30 protein-coding genes are annotated in these 26,909 nt (G+C 44.1%); 23 read left to right on the plus strand and 7 right to left on the minus strand.

From position 1 onward, the window contains the following. Positions 1-402: 402 nt before the first annotated feature. The 5 genes from ACRC6Q_RS08590 (at position 403) to ACRC6Q_RS08610 (ending at position 3,542) form a co-directional block, all read left to right on the plus strand. Positions 403-1,155, plus strand: coding sequence for a nucleotidyltransferase domain-containing protein (locus tag ACRC6Q_RS08590; protein WP_431466275.1), 753 nt, complete (start codon positions 403-405; stop codon positions 1,153-1,155). Between the two features lie 51 nt (positions 1,156-1,206). Then, the gene (locus tag ACRC6Q_RS08595) at positions 1,207-1,764 is read left to right on the plus strand and encodes a shikimate kinase (protein ID WP_431466276.1); all 558 of its coding nucleotides are present in this window, start codon (positions 1,207-1,209) and stop codon (positions 1,762-1,764) included. Between the two features lie 81 nt (positions 1,765-1,845). Further along, positions 1,846-2,067, plus strand: coding sequence for a hypothetical protein (locus ACRC6Q_RS08600; RefSeq protein ID WP_431466277.1), 222 nt, complete (start codon positions 1,846-1,848; stop codon positions 2,065-2,067). Positions 2,068-2,079: 12 nt separating this feature from the next. Further along, positions 2,080-2,469, plus strand: coding sequence for a hypothetical protein (locus ACRC6Q_RS08605; protein ID WP_431466278.1), 390 nt, complete (start codon positions 2,080-2,082; stop codon positions 2,467-2,469). A 209-nt stretch (positions 2,470-2,678) separates the two neighbouring features. Beyond that, a complete protein-coding gene (locus ACRC6Q_RS08610) occupies positions 2,679-3,542 on the plus strand; it encodes an aminoglycoside phosphotransferase family protein (protein ID WP_431466279.1) in 864 nt (287 codons plus the stop codon). Between the two features lie 188 nt (positions 3,543-3,730). On the opposite strand, the gene ACRC6Q_RS08615 is transcribed toward ACRC6Q_RS08610, so the two are convergent. Further along, positions 3,731-4,147 (minus strand): ester cyclase, encoded by a 417-nt coding sequence (locus ACRC6Q_RS08615; protein ID WP_431466280.1) that lies wholly within the window; start codon positions 4,145-4,147, stop codon positions 3,731-3,733. Between the two features lie 113 nt (positions 4,148-4,260). After that, positions 4,261-4,953, minus strand: coding sequence for an AIM24 family protein (locus tag ACRC6Q_RS08620; RefSeq protein ID WP_431466281.1), 693 nt, complete (start codon positions 4,951-4,953; stop codon positions 4,261-4,263). Positions 4,954-5,120: 167 nt separating this feature from the next. Between ACRC6Q_RS08620 and ACRC6Q_RS08625 the strand changes: the two genes are divergently transcribed. The 3 genes from ACRC6Q_RS08625 (at position 5,121) to ACRC6Q_RS08635 (ending at position 7,561) form a co-directional block, all read left to right on the plus strand. Further along, positions 5,121-6,005, plus strand: coding sequence for a proline iminopeptidase-family hydrolase (locus ACRC6Q_RS08625; protein ID WP_431466282.1), 885 nt, complete (start codon positions 5,121-5,123; stop codon positions 6,003-6,005). A gap of 519 nt (positions 6,006-6,524) precedes the next feature. Then, on the plus strand, positions 6,525-7,001 hold the full coding sequence (locus ACRC6Q_RS08630; protein WP_223643029.1) for a cupin domain-containing protein: 477 nt from the start codon (positions 6,525-6,527) through the stop codon (positions 6,999-7,001). A gap of 83 nt (positions 7,002-7,084) precedes the next feature. Beyond that, positions 7,085-7,561, plus strand: coding sequence for a cupin domain-containing protein (locus tag ACRC6Q_RS08635; RefSeq protein WP_223643027.1), 477 nt, complete (start codon positions 7,085-7,087; stop codon positions 7,559-7,561). A gap of 189 nt (positions 7,562-7,750) precedes the next feature. On the opposite strand, the gene ACRC6Q_RS08640 is transcribed toward ACRC6Q_RS08635, so the two are convergent. From ACRC6Q_RS08640 to ACRC6Q_RS08650, 3 genes are all read right to left on the minus strand, one after another. After that, on the minus strand, positions 7,751-8,782 hold the full coding sequence (locus ACRC6Q_RS08640) for a DUF4097 family beta strand repeat-containing protein (RefSeq protein ID WP_431466283.1): 1,032 nt from the start codon (positions 8,780-8,782) through the stop codon (positions 7,751-7,753). Next, the gene (locus ACRC6Q_RS08645; protein WP_431466284.1) at positions 8,775-9,098 is read right to left on the minus strand and encodes a PadR family transcriptional regulator; all 324 of its coding nucleotides are present in this window, start codon (positions 9,096-9,098) and stop codon (positions 8,775-8,777) included. The genes ACRC6Q_RS08640 and ACRC6Q_RS08645 overlap by 8 nt, the downstream gene beginning before the upstream one ends. 208 nt (positions 9,099-9,306) lie before the next feature. Beyond that, positions 9,307-10,902, minus strand: coding sequence for an ABC transporter substrate-binding protein (locus tag ACRC6Q_RS08650; protein WP_431466285.1), 1,596 nt, complete (start codon positions 10,900-10,902; stop codon positions 9,307-9,309). Positions 10,903-11,208: 306 nt separating this feature from the next. Between ACRC6Q_RS08650 and ACRC6Q_RS08655 the strand changes: the two genes are divergently transcribed. The 4 genes from ACRC6Q_RS08655 (at position 11,209) to ACRC6Q_RS08670 (ending at position 13,798) form a co-directional block, all read left to right on the plus strand. Beyond that, positions 11,209-11,976, plus strand: a complete 768-nt coding sequence (locus ACRC6Q_RS08655) for a DUF4240 domain-containing protein (protein ID WP_223643020.1) — start codon at positions 11,209-11,211, stop codon at positions 11,974-11,976. Positions 11,977-12,719: 743 nt separating this feature from the next. After that, a complete protein-coding gene (locus tag ACRC6Q_RS08660) occupies positions 12,720-13,127 on the plus strand; it encodes a hypothetical protein (protein ID WP_223643018.1) in 408 nt (135 codons plus the stop codon). A gap of 50 nt (positions 13,128-13,177) precedes the next feature. Continuing rightward, positions 13,178-13,540 carry a hypothetical protein gene (locus ACRC6Q_RS08665; RefSeq protein ID WP_223643016.1) on the plus strand — a complete coding sequence of 121 codons (363 nt, stop codon included), beginning with the start codon at positions 13,178-13,180 and terminating at the stop codon, positions 13,538-13,540. 105 nt (positions 13,541-13,645) lie between these two features. Continuing rightward, on the plus strand, positions 13,646-13,798 hold the full coding sequence (locus ACRC6Q_RS08670) for a hypothetical protein (RefSeq protein ID WP_223643014.1): 153 nt from the start codon (positions 13,646-13,648) through the stop codon (positions 13,796-13,798). A gap of 96 nt (positions 13,799-13,894) precedes the next feature. Here the strand turns inward: ACRC6Q_RS08670 and ACRC6Q_RS08675 are convergent, their stop codons facing one another. After that, positions 13,895-14,629: a Bax inhibitor-1/YccA family protein gene (locus ACRC6Q_RS08675; RefSeq protein ID WP_223643104.1), complete on the minus strand. Its 735-nt coding sequence runs from the start codon at positions 14,627-14,629 to the stop codon at positions 13,895-13,897. Positions 14,630-15,105: 476 nt separating this feature from the next. On the opposite strand from ACRC6Q_RS08675, the gene ACRC6Q_RS08680 reads away from it, so the two are divergent. The 11 genes from ACRC6Q_RS08680 to ACRC6Q_RS08730 all read left to right on the plus strand — a co-directional run bounded on the left by ACRC6Q_RS08680 (position 15,106) and on the right by ACRC6Q_RS08730 (position 25,671). Continuing rightward, the gene (locus ACRC6Q_RS08680; protein WP_431466286.1) at positions 15,106-16,089 is read left to right on the plus strand and encodes a ketoacyl-ACP synthase III; all 984 of its coding nucleotides are present in this window, start codon (positions 15,106-15,108) and stop codon (positions 16,087-16,089) included. Positions 16,090-16,535: 446 nt separating this feature from the next. Further along, positions 16,536-16,859 (plus strand): IDEAL domain-containing protein, encoded by a 324-nt coding sequence (locus ACRC6Q_RS08685; protein WP_431466287.1) that lies wholly within the window; start codon positions 16,536-16,538, stop codon positions 16,857-16,859. Positions 16,860-17,511: 652 nt separating this feature from the next. Continuing rightward, positions 17,512-18,540 (plus strand): ABC transporter substrate-binding protein, encoded by a 1,029-nt coding sequence (locus tag ACRC6Q_RS08690; protein ID WP_298827405.1) that lies wholly within the window; start codon positions 17,512-17,514, stop codon positions 18,538-18,540. A 34-nt stretch (positions 18,541-18,574) separates the two neighbouring features. Further along, positions 18,575-20,317: an ABC transporter permease gene (locus ACRC6Q_RS08695; protein ID WP_298827402.1), complete on the plus strand. Its 1,743-nt coding sequence runs from the start codon at positions 18,575-18,577 to the stop codon at positions 20,315-20,317. Further along, positions 20,314-21,384, plus strand: coding sequence for an ABC transporter ATP-binding protein (locus ACRC6Q_RS08700; RefSeq protein ID WP_298827399.1), 1,071 nt, complete (start codon positions 20,314-20,316; stop codon positions 21,382-21,384). The genes ACRC6Q_RS08695 and ACRC6Q_RS08700 overlap by 4 nt, the downstream gene beginning before the upstream one ends. A gap of 318 nt (positions 21,385-21,702) precedes the next feature. Further along, positions 21,703-22,701, plus strand: a complete 999-nt coding sequence (locus tag ACRC6Q_RS08705) for an ATP-binding cassette domain-containing protein (protein ID WP_263298723.1) — start codon at positions 21,703-21,705, stop codon at positions 22,699-22,701. Next, positions 22,698-23,552: an ABC transporter permease gene (locus ACRC6Q_RS08710; RefSeq protein ID WP_431466288.1), complete on the plus strand. Its 855-nt coding sequence runs from the start codon at positions 22,698-22,700 to the stop codon at positions 23,550-23,552. The genes ACRC6Q_RS08705 and ACRC6Q_RS08710 overlap by 4 nt, the downstream gene beginning before the upstream one ends. Positions 23,553-23,664: 112 nt before the next feature. Further along, positions 23,665-24,207, plus strand: coding sequence for an NADPH-dependent FMN reductase (locus ACRC6Q_RS08715; protein ID WP_431466289.1), 543 nt, complete (start codon positions 23,665-23,667; stop codon positions 24,205-24,207). A 22-nt stretch (positions 24,208-24,229) separates the two neighbouring features. After that, positions 24,230-24,478: a metallophosphoesterase family protein gene (locus tag ACRC6Q_RS08720; protein WP_431466290.1), complete on the plus strand. Its 249-nt coding sequence runs from the start codon at positions 24,230-24,232 to the stop codon at positions 24,476-24,478. Beyond that, positions 24,453-25,034, plus strand: coding sequence for a metallophosphoesterase (locus tag ACRC6Q_RS08725; RefSeq protein ID WP_431466291.1), 582 nt, complete (start codon positions 24,453-24,455; stop codon positions 25,032-25,034). The genes ACRC6Q_RS08720 and ACRC6Q_RS08725 overlap by 26 nt, the downstream gene beginning before the upstream one ends. 85 nt (positions 25,035-25,119) lie before the next feature. Continuing rightward, positions 25,120-25,671 (plus strand): DUF488 domain-containing protein, encoded by a 552-nt coding sequence (locus ACRC6Q_RS08730; protein WP_223642982.1) that lies wholly within the window; start codon positions 25,120-25,122, stop codon positions 25,669-25,671. A gap of 132 nt (positions 25,672-25,803) precedes the next feature. Here ACRC6Q_RS08730 and ACRC6Q_RS08735 read toward each other — a convergent pair whose 3' ends face one another. Then, entirely contained in the window at positions 25,804-26,778 is a 975-nt protein-coding gene (locus ACRC6Q_RS08735; protein WP_223642980.1) for a proline dehydrogenase family protein, read from the minus strand. Positions 26,779-26,909 lie beyond the last annotated feature (131 nt).

Genomic DNA, 26,909 nt, shown 5'->3' on the forward strand with positions numbered 1-26,909 from the left:
ACGGAAATGCAGTTTTTCTATGGCAAATTTATGTTTCGAAGCAAACTATGGATCAGAAAAACTAATATTGAAGCTTAGTATGAAGTTTGAAAAAGGTTGTAGAGAAAAGAACAATCGTTTCCCGCGTATAGTTTTGCTTTTATAAAGAGTATGGCCTGAACGTATCCGTTATTACATAAAGCCATATCGCAAACGATTTAAAATCTCAAGCTGGGCGAGAGCCTTGTATGGCAAATAAAAAAGAGGAGTTTTTTAATGGATAGCGAAAGTATGATGTTGGAAGGCAAGAGAAAATATAAGAAATGGGTTGTTGTGCTTGGAATCTGAAGATAGACAGTTAAAAAGAGATGCCTCTTTGCCAAAACACCAAAAGTTCTATTGCAGAACGCTCTGAAGGATTTAATGACAGATGTGGATGTCCTCGCTATTTACCTGGCAGGATCTTTGGCGAAACAGAACTTTGACAACTACTCAGATATAGACCTGCATATAATCGTAAAGCCTGAGAAGAAAAATGCATTTATTGAGAAAAAATGTATCAGGGCAGAGAAATGGGGCCATGTGCTGTTTCATGAAAATGCCAATCCGAGAGGTCCTGTGGTGGTGACACATTATAATTGTTTTGTCAAAGTGGATAGCTGGTATCATGCTCTGGGTGAAATTATGCCGTCTATCTGGCTAAAAGGAGTAAAAGTACTTTACGATCCCAACCGCCTAATATGTCCGGTTATAAAAGAGTCATCCGAGATCACTTATAAAATTTCGATCGATGAAGTGGAGTTCTGGAAAGGGAAGATTCTTGCGTTTGCTCATGAAACGTATCGTGCCGTGATGAGGGAGGAAATGCTTCACGCTGAATTTAATTTGGATAGGATGCGTTGGCTAGTTGTTTCTGGCTGGTATATGGAAATGGATGAACATTTTGATGCTTCTTATGGCAGTTGGTCAAAAGTTGAAGGAAAAAGAAGCATCCTGAATAGTAGGCAGCTATCTGTATTAGAGGAGTGGAGATGCAGGAGAGAGTCGGATGAACTCCTGGTAACAGTCACATCCATGATTCCTGAAATCCTTAGATTGAATCGGCGTCTAAGTGAAAAGACAGGCATGAATGCCGACGAAAAACACTTCCAAAACATATTGGAAATGGTTACTTAGCTATTTTCTTATTAAGTGATCATGTTAAATAAAATGCAGGAGGGACTTGAAATGAAAGTTGTTTTACTATTTGGTCCCCAAGCAGTCGGGAAAATGACAGTAGGGCAAGAATTATCGAAAATCACGAGCTTGAAACTATTCCACAACCATATGACCATTGATTTATTGGAACCCTTTTTTGGGTTTAGTCCGGAAATGTGGAGGTTGTCGAACATCTTCCGCGAAGAGATATTTCGGTCTTTTTCCAAAAGTGATGAATATGGAATGGTATTTACTTTTGTATGGGCCTTCAACCAAAAAGAGGATTGGGAAAGGGTCGAAAATATGTGCAGTATATTTAATGCTCAAGGAGCCCAGTGCTATTTTGTAGAATTGTCAGCAGATGTGGAAGTAAGGCTTAAACGAAATAAAACACCTAATAGGTTGGAACAAAAACCAACTAAAAGAAATCTAAAGCAATCTGAAGAAAATTTATTGATGTCTATGGACACTTTGAGATTAAATTCTGAAGAAGGGGAAATTCAAAAGGATCATTACTTTAGAATCGATAACACCAACCTGAGCGCTGAAGTAGTTGCCGAAATGATCAAAAAGAAATTTGATCTGTAGTTTTGGACCATCAAGTTGCAAGAAGGATTATTATAATAGCTTTAAGTTAGAGAGGACGAAATCCTGTTGGGATCACGAATCATGCATTTAATCATTGCAGATCAAGTTTCCAAAAATCTGTCAATTGAAAATAAGCAGACTTTCCTTTTAGGAGGAATTGCACCGGATGCGGCTTTAACAAGAGAAAGGAAAACAGAATCCCATTTTTTAGAGGGAAGTTTAGAGAATGGAACAAGACGAGTGAACTATAATCGTTTCACCGAAAAATACCGTTCAGTAATTCAAAGTGACTATGCACTATGATATTTAACGCATTTGATTTCCGACAATGTTTGGATGAAAGAGGTATATTTTAAAAACAATTTCAAGAACCGCGTAGATGCGGATCCTGGCCTGCTTGATAGATGGCATAACGATTTTAGGAAGTTAAACGGTCAATTGATTGAATGGTTTGAGTGTGGGAACCTTGAGAATGAATTGAAAAATGTTCCGATTCCTAAAAACAACATAATTGAAATCGAGTCGGAGAATCTGCAGAAATTTAAAGAAGAAGCGATACAGGATTTTGAATACACTGCAGAAAGTTTAAAAGAAGAGTTGGAAGTATATACATTGAAACAAGTATTGGATTATATAGACTTAGCAATAAAAGAAACTATTGGTATTTACTTATCTACTAAAAGGAACCTTGAGGGTTCAAAGTAAATACAATGACCTAAAAGTTTTGTCCTCACTTCAACAGCCGATCCTGATTTTAATAACATCGTATTTGTGGCAGAAGAGTTTAATTAAGGTGAATTGGAGTATTTGCTTGAGGTTGCTTTTTGTACAGAATATAGGTGAAATAAAGGTCTGATACACGAAAGAATGATGATTAGAAAACGAAATAATGTGATGTGAAAGTAGAGGATTATATGTTAAATGATGTTCTCGAACAGTTCGGTATCCAAACAGCAGCAATTTATGAAGTTGAAGATTCCTTTAGTTCAACGGTGTATAAATGTGAATTGCTTAATGGTAAGAATGTCTATGTGAAAATTCCTTATACAAAACTGAAATATCAACGTGAATTAGAAGCTTATAAAATCTTAGAAGGCAAAGTTTTAGTTCCGAAGATGTTAGACTTTTGGTCGGGTAATGAAGAATGTCCAGGCGCTTTTTTGCTGTCAGAGTTGAAAGGAAAGCCATTGACGCAGAAGTCTTCACCGGCAGTTGCATTTCAAGTCGGGGTTTTACAGGCTACGCTGCACAGCATTCAGCCGGCTGCTAAAACAGAAACAGCGAGTATAAAAAATGAATTTTCCAACTGGATAAAATTTATCGAGAATCAATTCTACAGTTTTGCAGAAGACGTGAGAGAGATTTTGGATAAAGATTTGTATGATCAAAGCATAGAGAAATTTAACGACATGAAAACCCAGCTTCCTTCTCCAGACGGTCCAAGCTTTGTCCATATGGATTTTCGGCCTGCCAACATCATTGTAGATGGGGAACAGGTTTCAGGCATGATCGACTTTGAAAGTGTACGATTCGGTTCAACAGAAGTTGATTTCACTAAATTATATCGTGATTTTCTACGCTTTGATTCCACTTTATATAACGCTTTTCAAGACGGTTATAACAGCATTAGACCTCTGATTGACTTGGAAGTTGTATTGCCTTTTTATCGATTTGTAGATGCCTTTAATAGTATAGGGTGGAGCAAACGTCGAGGTGTTGAAAAAAATGCTTCGTTTCTCCAAGAAAATCTGGCTATCCTTGAAAAGATTTTACGTTGAATTCTGTTTTGGTCAATTTATCAGCAACTATAGCAAGAAAGCGGAGTCAGTTATTGGCTTCTTTTTTATGAAAAAATCTCACTTTAGAAGTAGCTTAATCACAAAATGATTCCACTAAAAAATGTTAAATTCAATAAGCTGTTCTGTTAGTTCATTTCACTTTATTTTTGTTCAACAGAATTGATTATCTATATAAGTTCTAATTGCTTCATAAAATCAACTCCATCAGAAGAAACCCAATAGTCTTTGATTTTTTCATTTTCTATATAAAAAATATCAGTACCATCAAATGAAATCTCTTTCCCTTTATCAACAGTTACTCCATCCATTTTCCCATTGTATTTTCCCGTGAAATTCCAGCGAGCAGCAATATAGGCTCCTTCTTCAATCGGTTCAACAATTAATGACATTCGATAATCATCAAAAAAATAAGTTCCTGACAAAACAACATCTTTCAATGCTTCCGGACCCCTCTGTCTTTTTGAATCCTTCCCATCAGTTCTTGCCTGATGTACTGTACATTCGTTGTGTGCGATTTCATTGATTAAAGAGATATCGGTGTTCCAAGCTTCCAACCACTTTCGGTATAAGTCTTTATTGCTCATACTAATCCCATCCTTTTTGTTTTATCGTCTTATAAACAATTTGCATTCAATGATGAGTGAAAAAGCCCGCCAGTTGCCTGACCATGATAACTGGCGGAGCGTTTACCTTGAAATCAGTTCTGTTGCGCTTGATAAACTTCCTCAAAAGGCTGTACGACCACAAAGCCGTTCCCCGAGAACTTCATCTGCACCGACTCTCCGCTGCCTCTCCCAAACAGGCTTTTCAGCTGGATATCGGTCACGAAATCAGGTTCCAGGCTGCCCGACCAGGCGACCGTCGCGTTGGGGTCAGTGAACACGGGTCTGTCAGGCGTGACGAGCAAAGTAAGCGGCTCGTAATGGGAAGTGAACGCGACAAGTCCATGTCCTTCCAGGCGGACATTGAACAGGCCACCTGCCATCATCCCGGCTACGCGGCGCATGAGTTTGATGTCCCAATTCAGGCCGTCCTGGAATGCGAGCAGGTCGTTTCCGTTAATGTAGATGCTTTCGCCTTCCAGATCCAGAATGGTGATTTTCTTGCCCCGATCCGCAATATAAAGTTTCCCGTTTCCATTTGCCTTCATCAGCTGTGCGCCTTCGCCACTGAAGGCTTTTTTGACGAATTTCCCCAGCCCATGCTCAAGCATGCCTTCCCGCTCAAATTTGATGTTTCCTTCATAAGAAATCATGGACCCGGCTTTAGCCCAGACCAAGCCGTTCAAGTTCACTTCCAAAAGTCGATCCGTCTCAAGTTCAAAAAATTCACGTGCGCTTTCGTCTTGCTGTGTTTTCTGTACAAACTGGTGAATGGAGTATTTGGACATAAGAATTCCTCCTTTAATCGGATAACAGTATGTACGTTTGAGTGGAAAAATAGTTCCGGTGAAAAAAGGATTTGCGTAGCTTTCTGTTATTTCTCTAAAAGAGGAGTTTATTTGTCGGGAAAGGAAATAGTAGTTATATAGCTTTCAAATAGAGGAGGAAGGTAATTATGGACAATGCCAAAGAAGGATTTATCCCTGTTACTGGGGGAAATGTCTGGTACCGGATCAGCGGAAATGGCCCCGGCATCCCGTTAGTGGTGCTGCACGGGGGACCGGGATCGAAAAGCAGTGATAGTGATCCGCTCCGCCAATTGGGAACAGACCGGCCGGTGATCCATTACGACCAGCTTGGATGCGGCAAATCGGATCGCCCCACAGATACCGCTTTATGGACAGTGGAGCGTTTTGTGGAGGAGTTGGAACAAGTTATTCAGGCGCTTGAACTGAAAGAGTTTCATTTGCTGGGCCATTCGTGGGGGACCATGCTGGCCGCTTCTTATTTGTTCAAAAAACCTAAAGGCGTCCGCAGCGTTATTTTTTCCGGACCGGTGTTAGATGCGCAGAGATGGGAGCAGGACCAGCGGAATTACTTAAAGCAATTCCCGCAAGAAATCCAAGAGACGATTGAAAAGAGCGAGCGGAACCGAACGATGGAAACGAAAGAGTATGGACAGGCGATAATGGCTTATTATAAACGCCATATGTGCCGCGTTGATCCGTGGCCAAAAGAGATGGAAGAAGATATGAAACAGCTGAATCATCAAATTTACAACTTTATGTGGGGGGATTCTGACTTTACCGTCACCGGAACGTTAAAGAACTTCAATGTGATGGGGCGCTTGTCTGAAATCAAAATACCGGCCCTGTTCTCATGTGGCCGATTGGATGCAGCCAGTCCTGAAGCGACGGAGTATTATGCGGGACTGGTTCAAGATGGTGAATTCCATGTGTTTGAAAACAGTTCCCATATGCCGGGAATAGAAGAACCGGAAGCATATGTGGAGACGGTCCGTGAGTGGGTGAACCGCCAGGAATTGCGGCCCGGTGCATAAAGGCAAACTTTGCTCAGTGGGGTTGAAAAACCCACTGAGTTTTCATTTCTCCAACATCTCGGATGAAATTTAGCCATGGAAAGTTTTAACTGACGAACTGCTGAGTATCTTCTTGTAACCCATCCTCGAACTTCGTTGGTGAATTTGCCGAGAGTCAGGTGATAAACGGTATAACGCAATCCTCATGTTTTCAGTGATGAAATAAGGTTGATTTATTTGTCGAATATATAACAGAAAAATAGAAATTCACCTTATGAGAGCGTATAATGCAAAGTGAAAAATGGATGTATACATATATATAGAAGGAACGGCTTTTGTTTTTTTCAAAACATTGTATAGAGAGAGGAGGGAAAACTGAGTTAATTGCATTAAACCCACCAAAACAAGCTGCTGCTTCTTTTATCATGCGCTGCCTACTGCCTACTGCCTATTGCCTATTGGGTTTATGTCCAAAAAACTTATCGGACGAAATTAGTCTGACACTTAGTTTACTGGAAATAACTTTAGGGGGTTGAAAAAATGGAACCGCAATTAAATCATGTTTTTTCGTTTGCCCATAAAGAAGGAAAAGCCTATTGGTTTGACGGCAATCTTGTGGAAATCAAAGCATCCGGTGAAGAAACAAATGATGTTTTTTGCTTAATTGAAGGAGTGCATCCAGCAGGTTATGAAACGCCGCTGCATCTTCATCGAAATGAAGAAGAAACGATGTATATTTTAGAAGGTGAAGTGATCTACACCATCGGCGATAAAACGGTGACAGGAAAAGTTGGAACCATCATTCACGCGCCGCGCAACATGCCGCATAAGTTTAAAGTGGTAAGCGCAGAGCCGGCTAGAACATTGAATCTGTTAACGCCTGCTGGAGGAGAACAATTTTACATTGAATCAGGTGTGGCAGCGAATGAACACAAATTGCCGCCGGATACGCTGAAGCCGGATATCGAGAAAATGATGGCAGCTTCCCAGAAATATGGCATCGAACTGTTGGGATAACCTGTATACAGAGTCTCTTTACCGATCCGTATGGAAATTGCCGTATGCTTTATTAAACTCCAAAAATGGGGAGGGTGATGAAAGTGGTACAGCAAATGAGTAACGCTTTTTCGTTTGCACACGGAGAAGGGGATGCCTATTGGTTTAACGGCACGTTAATGGAAGTAAAAGCAAGCGGCGAAGAAACGAATGGTGTTTTCAGTTTGATTGAAGGACTCTTGCCGCCAGAGTACGAAACGCCGTTGCATGTCAAAAGCAATGAAGAAGACATGTATTATGTATTGGAAGGCGAACTGACATTCACCGTCGGGGAAAAAACAATCATCGGAAATCCAGGTACGTTTATTTATGTGCCCCGCCACATTAAGCACAAATTTAAAGTCGAAGGGTCCTTGCCCGCTAAAGTGCTGTTTATGTTCACGCCTGCAGGAGTGGAACAATTTTTCATTGAGATGGGCGAACCAGCAATTGAGTATGAATTGCCGACGGATCCTGTTGAATTTGATATGGACAAATTTGTGGCAACCGCAAAGAAATACGGCATCGAAATTCTAGGTTGAAATAAAGCGATACGGCTAATACTGCACGTTAAGGGAAAGGGGTTCTGAAATCCTTTTACACCAGATCTAAAAAGAGAGCAAAAGAATTAAGCTCAAACAAAAAGGACCGAATCGGTCCTTTTTGTTTGAGCTTATAACTCGTTGCAACTAATTGTTGTACCACAGTCAGTTCCTTGCCGAACTGACTTTTCAATTCGCCAATTGTACGGTAATGCTGCCGTTATCCGATTGCAGGTCAATCACATGATCTCCATTTCCAAAAATGCTTTTTCTGTTCTTCACGCCGAATACGGATACCGATCCCCAATCCACTTCAGCCCGGATTGTCGCATTTTTTGGCTCAACCTGCGTTTCAAGGAGAATGGAGCCATTGTCGGTTTCAAGCGCAATATTCCGCTCGACATCGGCAGTCAAAAGGTGGATGCGTCCGTTGTCGGTTTTTGCGCGCACATCCCCTTCGATTTCTTTCATGACGATGGCGCCGTTATCGGATGTGGCATGCACTTCGTTTACCTGGATCTCTTTCAGCTTGAGCTGGCCATTATCGGTTTTGGCTCTCAGTTTTTTGGCTTGGATGGACTGCAAGTTAATATCCCCGTTGTCTGATTGGACAACGCATTCACCCGCGCTCATGTGTTCAAGTGTAATGCGGCCATTATCGGTTTCCGCGTGGATCTGCGTGCTTTGGAGGTGATTCCCGTTGATGCTGCCATGGTCTGATGCAATATCGATACTTTCGTAGAATTTATCCGGCAGCTGTACCTTGAGTGTCGGGGACTTCATGTTCGCCGTAAAACTGAAGATGCCCCATTTTCTTGGTTCTTCTTTTAACGTAATGACCAGTGTACGGTCGAGGATATCGACGGACAGTTGTTGCCGGTAGCTTTTATCGGTGATCTCTGTATGCATTTTGCCGTCTTCCGAAGGTGAGATGAACAGGGTGCCATTGTCGAGTTGGATGTCGACTTTATCGAATTCATCTTCTGTCAGATCGTTGGTAGTTGAAGGGGAGTCCGTTTTGCTGAAATCAAAAGACTCGATCAGTTCGTTCGCGATAGCTTCGGGTGAGCCGAGTTCCGCTGCGATTTCATTGTCCGTCTTGCCATCTGCCTTGCCGTTCGCAAAATACTCTCTGATGTCTTGGAGAATATCGTTGCGCTCTTCTTGCGGAAGCTGTTTCAAAGCCGTTTCGAGTTCGTGGAGAAATTGGTTTTCAGTCATTTTGCACACCCTCTTCAATTAGTTTATTGACTCCATCCGTGAAGCTTTTCCATTCGCGGAGTTGTTCCTGCAGGTATGTCCTTCCGAGTTCGGTGAGCGAATAGTACTTCCTTGGAGGCCCTTCGCTCGACTCCTGTAAATAAGTGTTAAAATAGCCTTCCTTTGTCAGCCGGCGAAGAAGGGGATAGACAGCACCTTCCGAAATGGAGATCTGGTTTGAAATTTTCTGCACCAGCTCATAGCCGTAGCGGTCCTGTTTATCCAGCAGCACCAGTACGCATAAATTCAGTGCGCCTTTTTTAAATTGGATATTCACGACTCACCTCTCCTTTCTTAACTATTGTTTAATGAACAGTAGTAGTTAATGAACAATATATCATTAGCTAGTGTTCAATGCAAGGTACTGTGATGAAATAATTGAATATTTTTAAATTGGTAAGGAAGTAGCTCGGAAAAAAAGATGGCCCCACTTCATCGCTTGAAATGGGGCCATCTTAAATCATTCAGTTTGTTAATCATTTATCTTATTCGAATTCAATTTCCGTTGTAATTACACGTCCGGTCGGATGCGGATCAAAGCCTGTGATGTTCTCTTTGCCTGCAAGCGACGGTGACGTATGGACGAGCGGAATGATCGGTGGATCTTCGTGCAGGATAACCTGCGCTTCTCTGTATAGTTCATTACGTGCTTCTTGGTCGGTGATGGTTCTTGCTTCATCCAGAATCGCATTCAGCTCGGGATTATCGTATTGCGTCGAGTTGGTCGATCCCACATTGTCTCCGTGTAACAATGTATAGATGAAGTTATCGGCGTCACCGTTCATACCGGTCCATCCGAGCAGGAACGCGTCGGCTTCACCGTTGATCGCTTTTTCGATATAGGTCGCCCATTCAAAGGTGACGATTTCCGCTTCGACGCCGATTTCCGCAAAATTGGACTGAAGATATTCCGCCACTTTTGCGCCGTCCGGCATATACGGGCGGGATACAGGCATGGCATAAAGCTCCATTTCAAAACCGTCTGGGAGTCCTGCTTCTGCAAGCAGCTCTTTAGCTCTTTTTGGATCATATGCATACGGTTCGATGTCGTCGTTATACCCTTCGACAGCTGGAGGGATTACATTTTTTGCAGCAATCGCCCCTTCACCGAAGAATGCTTCGACCATCGCCTCTTTATTCACCGCATGACTGAGTGCCTGGCGGACTAGCGGATCGTCGAATGGCTCGTGCGTCAACGTCATGCCCAGATAGCCAAGGTTAAGGGGAGGACGCGAAAACAGCTCTAGCTCCGGATCTTCTTCAACTTGTGCATAGGACTCGGAATCCAGGCCAGTAATGAGATCTACTTCACCGCTCAACAGTGCATTGAGGCGTGAGGAATTATCCGGAATCGTCCGGAAAATCACATGTTCGAGTTTAGGAAGCCCATCTATCCGGTAATCGTCATTTTTCTCCAAAACAATCCGTTCGTTCGGCTGCCATTCCTGGAAGATGAAGGGGCCTGTGCCGACCGGATTGCTTCTATACTCTTCACCCGCCTCTTCAATCGCTGCCGGACTCGAAATAGAGAGGGGAGTAAGCGCAAGGTCCTTCAACAGCGTCGGCTGAGGATTGTTCAAGTTGATTTCCACTGTGGATTCATCCACTGCAGTAACGGCTGCGATATTATGGGCTTCATCCCCTTGATAGCCGCCGAATACGGTTCCGTACATCGGGAACTTATCTCCGCCGCCATTCATCCATCTAGTAAAATTGAAGGCAACAGCGTCCGCGTTGAAGTCCGTGCCGTCATGGAACTTAACCCCATCTTGAAGGGTAAACGTATAAGTGAGGCCGTCTTCCGATTCGGTCCATTCGGTCGCCAGCATCGGTTCCACCACCGTTTCTCCTTCCGCGAAAGTCGTCAATGTCTCCAAGATGCTTTGAGCGACGTTTTCAGATTCGTTATCCGTCACTTCTGACGGGTCTAAAGATACTGCGTCACCGCCCCGGGCGAAAATGAGGGTATCTTGAGCGCTGGAAGATTCTGCGTCGCTGGAATCTTCACTTGAACAGGCTGCCAAGAAGAGTGGAAGCATGGTGGAAACGATTAATAATAATGTTAGAGATCTTAAATTCATTGAATCACTCCTTGTTGTGGATTGGACTGCTTAGTTGAATGTAAAACCGTCTGAACAGCTAAAAATCAAGGGAATTTCGATACATATGTACATGTGAAGGGTTAAAATAATAAATCATGGAAGAAATAAATGCTTTTATCGGAAGAAAAACCAGCCTCCTTTCTTAAGTGTTGAATAGAGCATCTATAATTGCCATGTGTACTAGTATAAAGTAAATAGAATGATTTTTGTAATAATACTAAATTATTAGTCATTTAAGTGGAGTAAAAGCATCGACGAAAATTCAGGTAAAAGAGGGAACTCAAAATGGAAAAATCACTGGTTTGCATTACCGCCTACTCCAATAAATTCTGGAAAATAAAAGCGCAAGGCACTATTTTTATCGTTTCGTACGGGAAGATCGGAACTGGCGGCTCCGTAAACACAAAAGAATTCTCTTCTGAAGAGCATTGTCTGAAGGAAGCGAACAGGCTGATTGAATCAAAGTTGAAGAAAGGCTATCAGGAAGTTGAGAAGCAGGAAGAAGAACTGCAAGGAAGCGGGATGACAGAAGGGCAGTTTTGGGGACTGCTGGACATGGCGCATTACAAAAGAGACGGTTTGGAGCAGCAGATGGAATGGCTGGTTGGCAAGTTGGCTAGAAAATCGGTGGAGGACATTATCCGGTTTAGTACCCATTTCAACCAACAGTATGCTAAATCCTATACGTCGGATTTATGGGCGGCAGCCTTTATCATCATGGGCAGTTGTTCAAATGATTCTTTCGACTATTTCCGGGCGTGGCTCCTGTATCTGGGAAAAGAAGCGTATGTAGAAGCCATTCGCAATCCAGAAAGCTTGATTCCGTATTTGGACGAACTGGAGGAGGACGTACCGGAATTTGAAGATTTGCTGTATGCTGCCAGTTTGGCGTTTGAAGAAAAGACCGGTTCGGATCAAGACACATACCTGGATTTGTATTGGGAGATGTCAGGGGACGATGATGATCAGCCGGACTGGGAAGAAGGTAAGGAAACTCTGCGACAGAAATTTCCGCTGTTGTGGAAATTATATGGGGAGGCGCCTTTAGGATAAAATCTGCTGGACGCTCAAAATGAAAAAAACAGGTGAAATCAATAAAAATAATTTGGCATCTTCCTTATTTTAGTAAAACATTGCGGATATGGAAAACTTATCTCATGGTAATAATTATTGAAGAAGTGCAAACTGAATCATGGATTTTTAAAAAGAGAGGATGCCAAAGCTAGGAGATCCTCTCTTTTTTGCATTGAAAAACTCAGGTCGATATTTTATTGAAGACCTTTCTCTCTGTAACAAGAGCGAAGCAAAGTAATTTATTTCTGTTTTCTCATGTGAATTTTCGTTTAGAGTGATGCATTTTTCAAAAGTGAAAACTGCCTTCATTAAGTACAAAGATAAGAGTGTTCATGCACTTAAATTAATTTTAATACATTTAAATAAAAAATAAAATATATAAGAATAGCATTATTATTTTCTGAATTAAAAGAATATTGTAAAAGGCTTTACATCTTTTGGAGTATAAACTAGTCTAATTGTATTGGAAATAAGCGATTTGGTTGTATTTTTTAGTTTTAAAGAAGAATAAAACTGAACTAGTAAGCAATATAGTTGAATATTATATATTTAATATTCAGAATACTTTTATCTCTCTTTTTATTGGAGTGAAAATTTATGCAACAAACCAACGTTGCTTATTTCCGAGACCGTCAGCAGTTAAAAGCAAAAGATCATTGTAATTGAGGTCACTGTCTAATTAGCCAGAAGATTAGTTGAAAAGAGTTTAAGGGGTGTTTAAAATGATTGGAACAGATTCACTGGCATTAAAAAATAAGAAAGCAAAAAAAATTTTAGGTTCGGAAATGGAATTCTTGGACGGTGCTTGGCAGTTGGCAAAGAAACGGACGATCCAAGTGGAGAAAAGACCTGACGTATATGTCAGTTGGTCACTGGACCTGAATGTTTTTAGCCGACTATCAAGCGATGATCGGGAAGCATTTAATCAGGCGGAAGTCTATTTGCTTCACGGGGAACTGCCTATTTTCATGAAGGCATTTATCGGGCATCCGATTTCATTTCCGACAAGCTATTCACAGAAACTGTCCATGGAACGTGGGATACATTGCCTTCGATTAGCCTCACAGGAACCTCTCGAAGATTTTGCTGAGCGGCTTTCCGGAGCACTTGGCGCACTTGAGAAAGAGTAAGGAATTAGGGGAATTCGGGCTATTTCTTGGCTTAAAGGAGAGAAGTGAGTGTGGGGCAGAAAGTACAATTGACAGAACAGGCGATTGAGTATTTTTTTCTCAGATCCAAAGACGTGCATATTGAAGAAGAAACGGCTTTTATCACCCTGTTTGCTCGTCTGACAAAAGAAGTTTCCGTCAAAAAAGAAAATGGCGAACAGACGGAAATTGAGACGGTATGGGTTGATATCGACGAGATGAAGCTGGAGCAGGCACCTGATAAAGCCCAAGCGTTGCCGAATGGCCTGCAGCGCTATGAAATTACGCCAGAAGTTTTCCAAAACCTGTACCACATATCCAAATGGAGTCCGAAGGACCTTTTTTACATCACGCCTTATCACCGGGAATCCACCAGTGAGAAATTCATACCCTGAAGAATCATGAAGAACAAAAAAGGAAAAGAAGCTTTGCTCAACGTCTTAGGACTGCACGCATACAAACCATGATGAGGAAGAACACTACCAAGGAGGATGAATGAGATGACTGTAATGATGAAGGAAGAAAAAAGAATGGACCGTACTACAAAAACGTATTTGGAAGTTTATGAGGAGTTTATCAATGGCTACAAGGAATATAAAATGGAAAAACAGGCCGCCATTAAAACGGACAAGACACGCAATGCTTTAAAATAACAATAGGTGAAACAGCCGCATCCTGAAACCGCTCCGGTTTTCAGGATGCGGTTTTTTGTCATGTAACTAAAAAAACGCCCCGAAGGACGTTCCTGGTCATCTGCTGCGTATTTTGGACAATAGGCGGAGAATTTCGAGATAAAGCCAGACCAATGTCACCAGCAAGCCGAATGCTCCATACCATTCGAAGTATTTCGGTACCTGCCTTTCGGCTGCATTCTCGATAAAGTCGAAATCCAATACCAGATTCAGCGCGGCAACAATGACAATGACCACACTGATACCAATGCCAAGCGGTGTCGACTCATGGAGGTGCGGGATTTCAAAACCGAAAAATCTGCCCACAAAAGAAATCAGGTATACCACGAAGATGGCACCTGTGGCAGCGGCAACGCCGAGCCTGAAGTTTTGCGTCACTTTGATGAGGCCGGATTTATAAATGAGCAATAAACTCAGCAATACACCAATCGTGATCAGCACAGCTTGGAAGACAATGCCGCCGTATTGGGCTTCATACTGGGCGGACACCGCACCGAGAAATAATCCCTGCAGCAGCGCATAGATCGGCGCTGTAAAAGGTGAAATTTTCGGTACGAAAATTGTGATCAAGCCAATGAGAAGGCCTCCGATTGCTCCAACTAGGATCAACGGCAATACGCTGCCCGGACTTTCGACGAACTGATTCCAGGAATAGACGAATGTCACGAGCAGCAACAAAAGCAAAATGAATGTCTTGTTGACCGTGCCTTGAATGGTCATTCTCCGTCCGGTATCAGTGTCTTTGTAATTTTTGAATGAGTCAGCTTTCAAACTTGGATTTCCACTTCTCAACTTTTTCACCTCGCAATTTTCTCGTAGCAGGTTCCATTATATCCTTTCAGCCAGAAGAAATATACGAAGAATCAGCCTCGATTGCCGGTGTTGAACAGAACAAGGGAGGAAAGTCGTGACAACAGAGGACCGGATCTTGCAATAAAGTTTTTACTTGAACACAGTACAAACAGAAAGCTTCCAATCCGATTTCCGCAAAGGTTGACTGACCGGCAACAGTCGGTTGAATGGCTTGCAGAATATCAAATTGTGCCTGGTGACCATACTTTTTGGCTTTTTTTTCTACATGCTAATTATTAATTTGGCTTAAGAATTACTAAACTTTTGCTTTAGTAAATGAGAATTTAATTTTTATCCTCTGCTGATGACAAAAAGCTTAATCTTTTTAAAAAAACTTCTTAAACCATCTAAATTAGTACCTAATACTAATAGTTGATGGTAGAATAGGGCGAGAACATCATGAAGGGGCGATACACATGAACATTTCAAAAGCCAGAATTACAGCCATCGGATCATATGTACCTGAAAAGAGGCTGACCAATCGCCGTTTAGAGGAATTAGTTGAAACCAACGATGAGTGGATTGTCCAACGAACCGGGATAAGAGAACGTCGGATCGCTGCGGATACTGAATTCACCAGTGATATCAGCATTAAAGCTGCCGAAAACTTAATGGAACGCTATGGGAAGTCGCTTGACGATGTGGATATGATCATCGTCTGTACGATGACACCCGATTTTAAGACGCCGAGTGTCTCTGCGCTTGTCCAGGCAAAGCTCGGCATAAAAAACACCGGAGCCATCGACTTGAATGCGGCTTGCTCCGGATTTACCTACGGGCTTCATATGGCAAATGGCTTGATCACAGCCGGTTTGAACAAAAAGATTTTGGTGATCGGAGCAGAAACCTTTTCCAAGATCCTGGATTACAGCGACCGGTCGACCTGTATTTTATTTGGCGACGGTGGCGGAGCGGTTCTTGTGGAATACGATGAAGAAAAACCAAGCTTTATCGAATACCATATGGGAACGAATGGAGAATTGGCTCATAATCTGTACTGCACGGATCTTTCCACCAGCATGTTCGGAACCGAATTGGCCGTAAACGGCTTTGTTAATCAAAATGGACGCGAAGTCTACAAATGGGCGGTCAATACCGTTCCAAAAGGGATGAAGGCATTGATGGAAAAGGCCGGATTTGAAACCGATCAGGTGGATTGGTTTGTACCGCACAGCGCCAATCTGCGGATTATCGAGTCGATCTGCAGCAGAAATGCACTTCCACTGGAACGGACAATCTACAGCCTTGAATATTACGGCAACACGTCTGCCGCTTCGATTCCTTTGTCGTTGGATAAAGGGGTACGGGAAGGCAAAATCAAATCCGGTGATAAATTGTTGCTCTATGGATTTGGCGGCGGTTTGACGCATGCGGGTATGCTGGTCAATTGGTCGATTTGACCTTCGTATCCCATGGTGAAAAAATGGAAGAAGGCAATCAAAAACACCTCTACAGCCTGCTGATTTTATAATGGCAATGTGGAGGTGTTTTTTGCTGCTTTGATAAAGAAAGATTTGTTTGATCATTGAGTAAATGTGCCTGGGAGACTCCTAATAATTTTCACAATATACCTGAATCTCAATTATCTCGAATTTGAGGCAAATAAATTGTAATAGCGGATACAGAACCGTAGAATTGGACTTAGCAGCAAGTTTTCAAGGTTATGTCACCAGCATTTCCCTTCAAGTATGAAACCAGCTGAAGCAAATGCTACAAGGAAAAGCTTTGGAAATTCTACAGATTGTGTTTGCCGTTGATAGTTTAGGGAAACAGGGAGAGTAAGCCGTACTAATGGATTTGGAACGCTATCAATGATTGATAAATAATACAAAGAAGGTGCATAGATATGGGTACGAATAAAACGATTTTGAAAACAAGTGATTGGGTGAAAGGCAAATCCCGCCACGACGAGCTGATTATCGGTTTCATCGATTCCATGAATGTCCTTAAAGAAGCCGTGAACGTCACGGTGGTGGAAAGCGATAATGTAGAAATGATCGGTATGACCATTCCTATGTCAGTGCACCAAGTGGAAAGCATTCCGGAGTCGGATACGAAAGACGCTGCACAATTGGGCTTCCTGATCGATTTGGCACTCGCTACCGACGATAAAGAATGGTTCCAGGAGCTATCGGCTCAATTGAACGCCAAGAAAGAAACAGTCAAGTAGTCTAATATTTTAGTGGGAAACACAGAAATAGCCCCCTTCCGCAAGGTGTTTGACACCTGCAAAAGCGGAAGAGGTGCTATTTTTTTGTGCTTTTTACAGGTGAAAAATTCATCTATATTAATTTCGGAAATATATATAATGGAAGAAAGTGAACTTCTTTCATTTTACAGCGTTGTATTTAGTGGGGTATTGGGTATGAAAAGTGGCATTTTGATAGCGGCTGGAAGTTTTACAATCATTGCGGCGCAGCCGTGGCTTATTCGGTCTTGTGATTAACGGGTGTCCACTAACCTTCCCTAATGAAAAGTATGATTTTAGAAATGAGAAATAACGGGCATTGTTTCTTAATTGGAAGAAAAGTATGGATAAGCCATCTAAGGAACAGGAAATGTATTTCAGACGTAAACCGAATAATACTTCAACTTATATTTGACCTCGCTAGCTGGACAAATTATAGTTGCTATATAAGGCAATAACTAGCAGAATTAATAGGAGTGTGTACTGCATCATGTGAAATGAAAGCGCTCTACCAGCACGAAATAATATTTCTTAATATCAGCTTAACAAAGGCTTCATAATTCAGCCCTATACTGATAGAGAGTCTTTACATAATAAATACAAAAGGCCGTTACAAAAATGAGGGGGAATTGATATGAAGAAAATCTTTTTTGGTTCGGCATCATTGTGCCTGGCAGCATTTTTAGCAGCGTGCGGCGGAGATGACATCGCGACGGAAACGGCACCTGCAGAAAATGGAGAGGGTGTCTCCGGTACCCTTGATTTCTATACGTCTCAGCCGGACGCGGATGCACAGGCTTTGGTGGATGCTTTTAAAGAACAGAATCCGGAAGTGGATGTCAGCATTTTCCGTTCAGGTACTGAAGAAGTCGTCTCAAAGATCCAAGCGGAGAACCAAGGCGGCAATATACAAGCGGATGTTCTATTGGTGGCCGATTCAGTGACTTTCGAGAATTTCAAGGCAGAAGAGCTGCTGCTGGCATATGAATCGCCGGAAGCAGAAGCCATCGACGAAGCATTCGTCGATCCGGACGGCACTTATGCCGGCACCAAAATTATGGCAACAGGCCTGATCGTCAACACCAATGAAGTGACAGATCTTCCGACCAGCTGGAGCATCCTGACTGATGAAGCGACCAGCGGACAGGCAGTCATGCCAAGTCCATTGTACTCCGGTGCAGCCGCTTATAACCTGGGTGTAATGACGCGCCAGGACGGCCTCGGTTGGGAATTCTATGAATCACTTCGTGGCAACGATATTACGATTACGCAAGGCAATGGAGCAGTGCTGGAAAGCGTTGCGACAGGCGAGAAGAATTACGGCATGATCGTCGATTATTTGGCGGCACGCGCTAAGAGTGACGGTTCTCCAGTCGAATTGGTATATCCAGAAGAAGGCGTCCCGGTCATTACAGAACCGGTGGGCATCATGGCCAATACTGAAAATGAAGAAGCAGCCAAAGCGTTTGTAGATTTCATTCTTTCGGAGGAAGGCCAGCAATTGGCTTCAGACTTGGGCTATACACCGATCCGTGAAGGTATTGAAGCACCAGAAGGCTTGAAGACATTGGATGAGATGACCATTCTGGATGCAGAAGCAGTTGAATTGTTGGAAACGCGTGATGAAGATAAAGCGGAATTCGGACAGATTTTTGGACAATAGAATAACTTGAATTTCGATGCGAGGAGTTACCGATATGACAGCAAAACAGCCAATGGTTGAAGAGAGAAAGAAGAGGGATTCCTCTTTTTCTCTCTTTTTTCAAAAAAATAGCATCTATAAAGTGATCGGTCTGCTGGTGATTTTCGTGTTTTTCCTGCTGCCGGTGCTGCGGCTCGTCTTTTTAAGTTTTGTAGATGACGGTTCGCTGACGCTGCACTATTACACGGAAATCCTGAGAGAGCCTGCGACCTGGAAGACGGTGCAGAATACCTTGGTCATCGTAGCGGGATCGACAATCCTGGCACTGGCGCTTGGCGTCTTATTTTCCTGGATTGTCGCTTATGTCCAGCTGAGCGGAAAAAGGGCGATGCAGCTTTTTATCTTCCTGCCGTTCATCATTCCGTCCTATATTACAACGTTGGCCTGGACACAATTTTTCAGCGCTTCGGGCCCGGTGAACGCGATGCTGTCCTGGCTTCCAGGCAGTTTGGAAGCACCGAACTTGTACAGCATTGGCGGAATCATCCTGCTGCTTGGAATATCGCATTATCCACTTGTATATTTGTTTACCGTCAACGTATTCCGGAAAATTCCGCGTGAACTGGAAGAAGCAGCTGCAACTAGCGGCCTTTCGAAAAAACGTGCGTTATGGAAAGTCGTTCTGCCCTTGGCGCTACCCGGCATTGCCAGTGGTGGGTTGATTGCGTTCCTGTCGAACCTGGATAACTTCGGGATACCTGCATTTCTCGGGACACCTGCGAACATCCGGGTCTTAAGCACTTATATTTACGAGCAGGTTGTCGGATTCGGCCCTTCCGCATTTTCGCGGGCGGCTGTGTTGTCTGTTATTCTAGGCGTCATTGCGTTGGTCGGGACGGTATTCCAATGGTTTCTGCTGCGCCGCAGCCGCGTCAATGAGACGAATAGAAGTGATTCGACGCCGCGCATCCATTTATCAGCCGGCAAGCAAAAGTTGTTGGAAATCTCCTTGTGGACTTTTCTGTTGGTAACGAGTTTGATGCCGCTGATCACGATGGGGGCTTTATCGCTCATCTCGGCTTACGGCGTACCATTCAATCTGGAGAATTTATCGTTGCGGAATTATGAGTACGTCTTTTTGACGGATTCCAAGCCTTTATCGGCATTATCGAATAGCCTGCAGTTGGCTTTTTTCACCATGCTGGTGTGTTTGGTGCTTGGGACGGCAATGGCGTATTTGCGTTTTAAACATCCGGACTGGAGCACGAAAGCCGCAGAGCTTTTTATGACCGTTCCGTTTGCGTTGCCTGGTACGGTGTTTGCACTTTGTATGATCTTTATGTGGTTGGAGCCGGTTCCGGGATGGAATCCAGGAATTTATGGCACCGTATGGATCTTATTCATCGCTTATGCCACTCGTTTCCTGGTGCTGCAAGTCAGAGGGAGCTATACTGCATTTCTTCAGATAGACCCTTCCATGGAAGAGGCGGCGAGGACTTCAGGCGCAGTCGGCTGGGTGAAATGGCGTCGGATTTTATTGCCATTGCTGTTTCCGGGCATTCTCAGCGGGGCGTTGCTGGTGTTTCTGATGGCGCTCACTGAATTGACGGTCTCCAGTTTGTTGTGGTCATCCGGCTCTGAAACGGTCGGTGTTGTGATCTTCGGCTACGAGCAGGCGGGCTATTCCACCTATTCCACCGCGTTTTCAACCGTATTGGTACTGGCTATTCTGCTCGGTGGTGGATTGTTTATGCTGCTTGGCAAGCTTTGGGACAGAAAGGTGCTGAAAACCAAATGATTAAAGTGAATAATGTATCAAAAAAATATGGTTCATTCACTGCACTCCATTCGATCGATCTGGAAATCAAGGATGGTGAGTTTATTGCGGTGCTGGGTCCTTCCGGATGCGGCAAAACGACCTTATTGAAGTTGTTGGCAGGCTTTATGGGGCCGACTGACGGGACCATCGAAATGGACGATAAAATTCTGGCATCGACAAAACGAGTGCTGCCGCCAGAAAAGCGCAATATCGGCATGGTGTTCCAATCGTTCGCCTTGTGGCCACATATGACAGTGGCGGAACATGTCAAATTTCCGCTCAGCTACCATCCGAATAAAATCAGGGAAGGCAAGAAAGAACTTCAAGAGCGGATTGGAGATGTATTGAAGCTGGTCGGGTTGGATGCGCTGGCCGACCGTTACCCGTCAGAGCTCTCAGGCGGCCAAAAGCAGCGTGTTGCACTGGCGCGAGCCATTGCTCCGCTGCCGAATCTGCTGCTGATGGACGAGCCGCTGAGTGCGCTGGATGTCGAGCTGCGCATGGAGATGCGCAAGGAAATCCAAAAACTGCACCGGGAAACGGAAGCTTCCATCGTTTTTGTGACGCATGACCAGGGAGAAGCGCTGGCCATCGCGGATAAGATCGTCGTCATGAACCAGGGCAGGATTGAGCAGATAGCGCCCCCGGAAGTCCTTTATACACGCCCCGAGACGGAATTCGTTGCGACGTTTGTCGGCAAATGCAATTTGGTGAAAGGAAAATGGCAAAATGACCGATTCGTACCGGCCATCGATCCGAAAAATGTCTGGCCGGACCTCGGTGTGGCAGACAGCTTCAAGAAAAGCGGCATCTATCCTGTTCGGCCGGAACAGTTTTTGCTGATGTCTGCAGAAAATGATGGCCTGCAGGGTGTAGTGTCTTTTGTCCAGTATCAGGGCCATGAAATCCATTATACGGTAGAGGTCGGGGAAGAGACGTGGACCATCCACGAATCGGTTTTTGCCTCACGGTTTAATACAGGTGATGTTGTCGGTATTTCGTTGAAGAATGCCCCGATACAGAATGAATCGCTCGTTCCAAATTAATAAATAATTTCTTCAAGGCCAAATGCAAAAATACTTGCATTTGGCCTTTTTGTTATGGGTACTTTGTGTAACAGAAGTTGAAGTGCTGCGAAAATCCCTTAACTTAAAAATAACTGACTATTCCCACTATTAATAAGAACAAATGTTTGGTATAATAGGTCATATGAAATCAGGTGCGGCAAAAGGAAAACGAAATAAGTAGAGTGGAGAGGAGAGGCATATCTGTCATTCAGTTCGTACATAATCATTTTTTCTGGGGAATCGCTTTAAAATCCATTCTATAACGTAACCCTAAATCAAGAGAAGAAGGTGAGGATTTTGAAGAAAGACAAAAAGTTCCTGCAAAGCAATGACTGGGCCATTGAAGCGACTGGGTTGGTGAAAGTATTTGGCAAAGAGCGCGCGGTCGATGGCGTCGATCTGGCGATCCAAAAAGGGACAGTCTATGGCTTTCTTGGCCCGAACGGAGCCGGTAAAACCACCACCATCCGGATGCTGGCAACACTGCTTCCGGTTGATGCCGGCAGCGCCCGGGTTTTTGGCCATGATTTGGTTTCTGACAGTGCTGCCATCAGGAGGCGCATAAGTCTTACAGGACAGTACGCCTCGATCGATGAAGATTTGACCGGTATCGAGAACCTGATGCTGATTGCCCGGTTGATGGGCTATACACGCAGACAGGCAAAGGTCAGGGCAATTGAATTATTAGAAGCTTTTGGACTGGACCATGCGGCAAAACGTCAGGTGAAAAACTATTCAGGTGGGATGCGTCGGCGCATCGATATTGCGGCCAGTATTGTGGTGACACCGGATTTACTGTTTTTGGATGAACCGACTACCGGACTCGACCCCCGCAGCCGCAACCAGGTCTGGGATATCATCCGTGCGCTGGTCCGTGCGGGGACGACGGTTTTGCTGACAACGCAATACTTGGAGGAAGCCGATCAGCTGGCGGACCAGATCGGCGTGATCCATCACGGCAAAATCATCGCAGAAGGTACCAGCAGTGAGTTGAAGGCATCGGTCGGCCGTGGCACTTTGAATGTCCAACTTGTCCATGCCGAAGACCAGCACCGGGCCAGAACGATACTTGAAGAAAAGCTGGATGCATCCGTTCGCCTGGGTGCGGATTCCACCTCATTGACAGCTCAAGCTGATGATTCTGCACTAGTAGCAGAATCACTGGCCGAATTTGCTCGACAGCATATTGAAGTCAGTGATTTTTCACTGGGACGTCCAAGCCTTGACGAAGTGTTCCTGACGTTGACAGGCCAGTCTGCTGAGCAACAACAAGATTCCGGGGAGGAGATCTTATGACTGTACATCTGCAAACACGCGAGTCGACGGAGACCGATACAGGCACCGATGAGCGGCTGCTGCAGGCGATTGCTTCAGGTGCAAGGCCCGAGCCGCCGAATGCCTGGTCTTCGACGATGGCTTTTGCATCGCGTGCTTTATTGCGTATCAAACATGTTCCTGAACAGATGTTTGATGTCACCGTATTTCCGATCATATTCCTGCTGATGTTCACGTATCTTTTCGGGGGTGCCATCGCAGGCTCGACCACTGACTATCTGCAGTTTCTTCTGCCGGGCATACTGGTCATGACTGTTGCCCAAATTACGATGTACACAGGAATCGATCTGAACAACGACATACGAAAAGGCATCTTTGACAGGTTCCGGACGTTGCCGATTTGGCTGCCGTCTGCCTTAATCGGTGCTTTGCTGGTGGATGTTATCCGCTACTCGATGGCTTCTATCATTATGATTGCACTTGGATTGATGCTTGGCTTTCGGCCGGAGGGCGGTCTATGGGGTGTCGGCTTTGCCATTGTGCTGGTGCTGATTTTTTCATTCAGCCTTTCATGGATTTGGACGACTTTCGGTTTAATCGTACGTTCGGAAAAATCATTGATGATGATCAGTTTCCTTGTCTTGATGCCGCTGACTTTCATCAGCAATGTCTTTGTGGAACCGGATACGCTTCCCACGTGGCTTCAGGGATTTGTAAACAGCAACCCCATTTCAATTCTGGCAACAGCGGTCCGTGGATTTATGCATGGAACGGGAACCTGGCAGCAAGTGGCCGGTGTTCTGCTGGTTTCGGCTATCATGACGGCTATTTTTGCACCGCTCACGATGTATCTTTATCGGAATAAGAAATGACGCGGGAGTGACACGTGATTATGGAATGCTTTTTCTCTGCCAGTATTGACTGAATAGTCTATACTGGAGGCTGATGCGGATATTTATAAAAGCCAATGAGGAGGAAAAGTATATGAAAGTTGCAGTAATCGTAGGAAGCGTACGGAAAGATTCGTTCAACAGAAAATTAGCGGAGTTTGTCCAGAAGCGCTATGGCAGCCGTTTTGAGATGAAGATCCTGGATTTGAGCGTCTTGCCGTTATACAGCCAGGATATCGAGAACAATGAGCCGAAGGAAATCACAGATTTCAAGACCACTGTAAAAAAAGCGGATGCTGTGTTGTGGGTGACGCCTGAATACAACTCGACCATTCCGGGTGTGCTGGGCAATGCCATCGATTGGCTGTCGCGCGTCGATAAAGTGATGATCGGCAAACCTTCGTGGATCATGGGCGCTTCTATGGGCAATTTAGGGACGGTCAAAGCCCAGATGCATTTGCGTGATATCCTTTTCGCGCCAGGGCTGCAATCGCCTGTACTGATCGGCAATGAAGTCTATATCGGTGCAGTTCATACGAAAATGGATGAAGCAGGGAATATCACAGATGAAGCGACTGTAGCTTTCTTGGATACAGTAGTTGATAATTTCGAGCAGTGGATGAAACGCTTTCGTTAATCGGTTGAAGGGGGAATGACAAATGAAGATCGCCATCTTATCTGATATACACGAAGGTTTGAACCGTAAAAGGTCCGGCGCTGATGTTTTCGGGTTGTTGCAGGAATGGCTGGATCGGCATGAACCTGATGTATTTATCATCAGTGGTGATATGACTTCAGGCCCCGAAAAGAGTCTGGCTCTGTTAAATCGCCTGCAAAGCAGCCTTTCCAAGACCCGGGTCCTTTACGTCCACGGTAACCACGATGTATATCACGAGGATGCTGCTTGATGCCTATCATCAGCTGCTGCAGTTTGGTGGCAATCTTGGCAATGGGCCGGTCGACTTGAACGAAGAATGGGTTGTAATCGGTGATGGCGGGTGGTACGACTATACATTCGGTATGGAAGAGTTTACAGATGAACAGTTTTCCACCGGGCAATTCAACAATTCTACTTGGCCCGACAAAATTCATGCCCATTGGCGGGAGAATGATGCGGCAATCACCGGAAAGTATTTGAAGAAGCTGGAAAACTGGCTGATGGCCAATCAGAAAAAGAACATCATCCTGGTCAGTCATTTTGTGCCATTTGCCCATTTTGTCCAAGTAAAAAACGACCCTGCTTGGGATTTCTTCAATGCCATGATGGGAAATAAGGGCGTCGGGGAGCTGGCTGAAAAATATGGCGTGAAAAAATTGATTTTCGGGCATATCCACACCCGGTATCATGAGGAGTACAAAGGCATCGACTGCATCTGTAATCCACTTGGCTATTTTCCGCATGAATGGGTTCATGATTCCGCACAGGAAGAAATCGGTTCTACGATAAAAGTCATCGAAATCTGATGCATCGCCTCTCTTCTCCATGTTTAATTGCTTCTATTCGAAGGAATAGGAAAGAAAGAACGAATTGGGGAGGCGGTTTTTCTAAATGGATATCTATACCATCGGCCATTCAAGCCACTCACGGGAAGTGTTCGATGCTATGCTGAAAGAAACGGGCATCGAACTCCTGGGAGATGTCCGGGCGTTTCCAGGAAGCCGCAAATGGCCGCAGTTTTCCAAAGATGAATTTCCTGTCTGGCTTGAAGCTGAAGGAATCACTTATGAACACCTTCCGAAACTTGGCGGCAGACGCCGGAAATCGAAAGACGGACAGGAAGACCGCAATGCAGGCTGGCGCAACCAGTCTTTTCACAACTATGCGGATTATACGTTGACGGAAGAATTTCAAGAAGGCATTGAAGAACTGCTGGAGAAAGCAGCTGTCAAACGGACGGCTTACTGCTGTTCGGAACGTCACCCTGCACGCTGCCACCGGTTGCTGATCAGCAATTACCTGACCGCGAATGGTCACCGTGTTTTGCACATCATCGATGGAAAAAATGGAACCGTTGATATTGTTGAGCACAAAGTGGGCATGTGGGGAGCAGAGGCAGTTGTGGATAAGGATGGTACAGTCACTTATCCTGCAGATGGATAAAGAGAATCCGAAATGAATCCACCTATTGAAAAAACCTGCAAGCCTTTTGAAGGCCTGCAGGTTTTTTTCATTTCATAGGTTCATCGGTCCGTGGTAATCTCCGTCAAAGCGGATTTGACCTCAGAATGTGGCTTACGATTTCTTCCCAACCAGACGGCCGAGCAGGAATGCTCCGGCAACCATGCCAATCGCTGCATTGGTCTTTTTGGTGAATACCTGCTTTACGACCAAGTTCAAGTTCTGTGGACGTTCTGCCAGTCTGCGCATGAAATAGCCATACCAGTCTGTCCCGAAAGGAATATATGTACAGAAATTATAGCCCTGTTTGGCAAGCTCCAACTGCATTTCCTTACGGAAGCCGTAAAGCATCTGGAATTCAAATTTTTCGTTTGGAATGTTGTGGTCAACCACAAATTGCTTCACATGTTCGATGACGTTATGGTCATGTGTCGCAATAGAGGTGAATTTGCCATTCACTAAGTGGTATTCGATCAATTCAATGAAGTTGGCATCGATTTCTTCTTTGCTTTGATATGCCACTTCTTCCGGCTCTTTGTATGCGCCTTTGACAATGCGCAACCGGTAATTGCTGTATTTCTTGATATCTTCTTCAGCTCTGATGAAATAGGATTGAATGACCGTCCCAATATTATTGAAGTCTTTCGACAATTCATCCAATAAGTCAAATGAAGGTTGAAGGCGCGCATAGTTTTCCATATCAAAATTGATGAAAATACCATAGTCGGCTGATTTAGCGACAATTTCTTTAATGTTTTCCAAGCAAAAATCATAATCGATATCCAATCCGAGTTGTGACGGCTTTAAGGAAATGTGCGCATCCACTTGATGGTTATGGATGGCATCCACGACACCCAGGATCTGATTTTTAGCTTCCAGTGCTTCTGCTTTGTCGTGGACAAATTCCCCTAGATTATCGATGGTGCAGCTGATGCCTTGTGCATTCAATTCCTTGATGCTGTCAATAGCTTCTTCGATATTGGTTCCGGCTACGACACTGTGGGCGCCCAGCTTGAAGCCGTAGTTTTGTGCTGCTTTATTTAAGAGTTGGTTTTCTGATAGGTGGATGAAGAAATTTTTAACGATCATTTTTTTATTGCCCCAATCTTCTCTGTATTTTTTAACGGAACAAATTGTTGAAAGGATGGAAATGAAGGTATAAATTAAGGAGAAAAAAGTTACCGCAAAATATTTTTGCATTAATAATTATCTCTATCTAT

The organism is Planococcus sp. SE5232 (assembly GCF_050686535.1).
Taxonomy (GTDB): Bacteria; Bacillota; Bacilli; order Bacillales_A; family Planococcaceae; genus Planococcus.

Excerpts from the sequence above, each read along its gene's own strand:
- ACRC6Q_RS08700 (WP_298827399.1), top strand. The coding sequence starts at position 20,314 with ATGATTAAAGTGAATAATGTATCAAAAAAATATGGTTCATTCACTGCA.
- ACRC6Q_RS08595 (WP_431466276.1), top strand. The coding sequence starts at position 1,207 with ATGAAAGTTGTTTTACTATTTGGTCCCCAAGCAGTCGGGAAAATGACA.
- ACRC6Q_RS08680 (WP_431466286.1), top strand. The coding sequence starts at position 15,106 with ATGAACATTTCAAAAGCCAGAATTACAGCCATCGGATCATATGTACCT.
- ACRC6Q_RS08660 (WP_223643018.1), top strand. The coding sequence starts at position 12,720 with ATGATTGGAACAGATTCACTGGCATTAAAAAATAAGAAAGCAAAAAAA.
- ACRC6Q_RS08640 (WP_431466283.1), bottom strand. The coding sequence starts at position 8,782 with ATGACTGAAAACCAATTTCTCCACGAACTCGAAACGGCTTTGAAACAG.
- ACRC6Q_RS08710 (WP_431466288.1), top strand. The coding sequence starts at position 22,698 with ATGACTGTACATCTGCAAACACGCGAGTCGACGGAGACCGATACAGGC.
- ACRC6Q_RS08715 (WP_431466289.1), top strand. The coding sequence starts at position 23,665 with ATGAAAGTTGCAGTAATCGTAGGAAGCGTACGGAAAGATTCGTTCAAC.
- ACRC6Q_RS08615 (WP_431466280.1), bottom strand. The coding sequence starts at position 4,147 with ATGAGCAATAAAGACTTATACCGAAAGTGGTTGGAAGCTTGGAACACC.
- ACRC6Q_RS08720 (WP_431466290.1), top strand. The coding sequence starts at position 24,230 with ATGAAGATCGCCATCTTATCTGATATACACGAAGGTTTGAACCGTAAA.
- ACRC6Q_RS08650 (WP_431466285.1), bottom strand. The coding sequence starts at position 10,902 with ATGAATTTAAGATCTCTAACATTATTATTAATCGTTTCCACCATGCTT.
- ACRC6Q_RS08725 (WP_431466291.1), top strand. The coding sequence starts at position 24,453 with ATGTATATCACGAGGATGCTGCTTGATGCCTATCATCAGCTGCTGCAG.
- ACRC6Q_RS08690 (WP_298827405.1), top strand. The coding sequence starts at position 17,512 with ATGAAGAAAATCTTTTTTGGTTCGGCATCATTGTGCCTGGCAGCATTT.
- ACRC6Q_RS08630 (WP_223643029.1), top strand. The coding sequence starts at position 6,525 with ATGGAACCGCAATTAAATCATGTTTTTTCGTTTGCCCATAAAGAAGGA.
- ACRC6Q_RS08670 (WP_223643014.1), top strand. The coding sequence starts at position 13,646 with ATGACTGTAATGATGAAGGAAGAAAAAAGAATGGACCGTACTACAAAA.
- ACRC6Q_RS08735 (WP_223642980.1), bottom strand. The coding sequence starts at position 26,778 with ATGATCGTTAAAAATTTCTTCATCCACCTATCAGAAAACCAACTCTTA.
- ACRC6Q_RS08590 (WP_431466275.1), top strand. The coding sequence starts at position 403 with ATGACAGATGTGGATGTCCTCGCTATTTACCTGGCAGGATCTTTGGCG.
- ACRC6Q_RS08695 (WP_298827402.1), top strand. The coding sequence starts at position 18,575 with ATGACAGCAAAACAGCCAATGGTTGAAGAGAGAAAGAAGAGGGATTCC.
- ACRC6Q_RS08620 (WP_431466281.1), bottom strand. The coding sequence starts at position 4,953 with ATGTCCAAATACTCCATTCACCAGTTTGTACAGAAAACACAGCAAGAC.
- ACRC6Q_RS08730 (WP_223642982.1), top strand. The coding sequence starts at position 25,120 with ATGGATATCTATACCATCGGCCATTCAAGCCACTCACGGGAAGTGTTC.
- ACRC6Q_RS08625 (WP_431466282.1), top strand. The coding sequence starts at position 5,121 with ATGGACAATGCCAAAGAAGGATTTATCCCTGTTACTGGGGGAAATGTC.
- ACRC6Q_RS08600 (WP_431466277.1), top strand. The coding sequence starts at position 1,846 with ATGCATTTAATCATTGCAGATCAAGTTTCCAAAAATCTGTCAATTGAA.
- ACRC6Q_RS08610 (WP_431466279.1), top strand. The coding sequence starts at position 2,679 with ATGTTAAATGATGTTCTCGAACAGTTCGGTATCCAAACAGCAGCAATT.
- ACRC6Q_RS08655 (WP_223643020.1), top strand. The coding sequence starts at position 11,209 with ATGGAAAAATCACTGGTTTGCATTACCGCCTACTCCAATAAATTCTGG.
- ACRC6Q_RS08685 (WP_431466287.1), top strand. The coding sequence starts at position 16,536 with ATGGGTACGAATAAAACGATTTTGAAAACAAGTGATTGGGTGAAAGGC.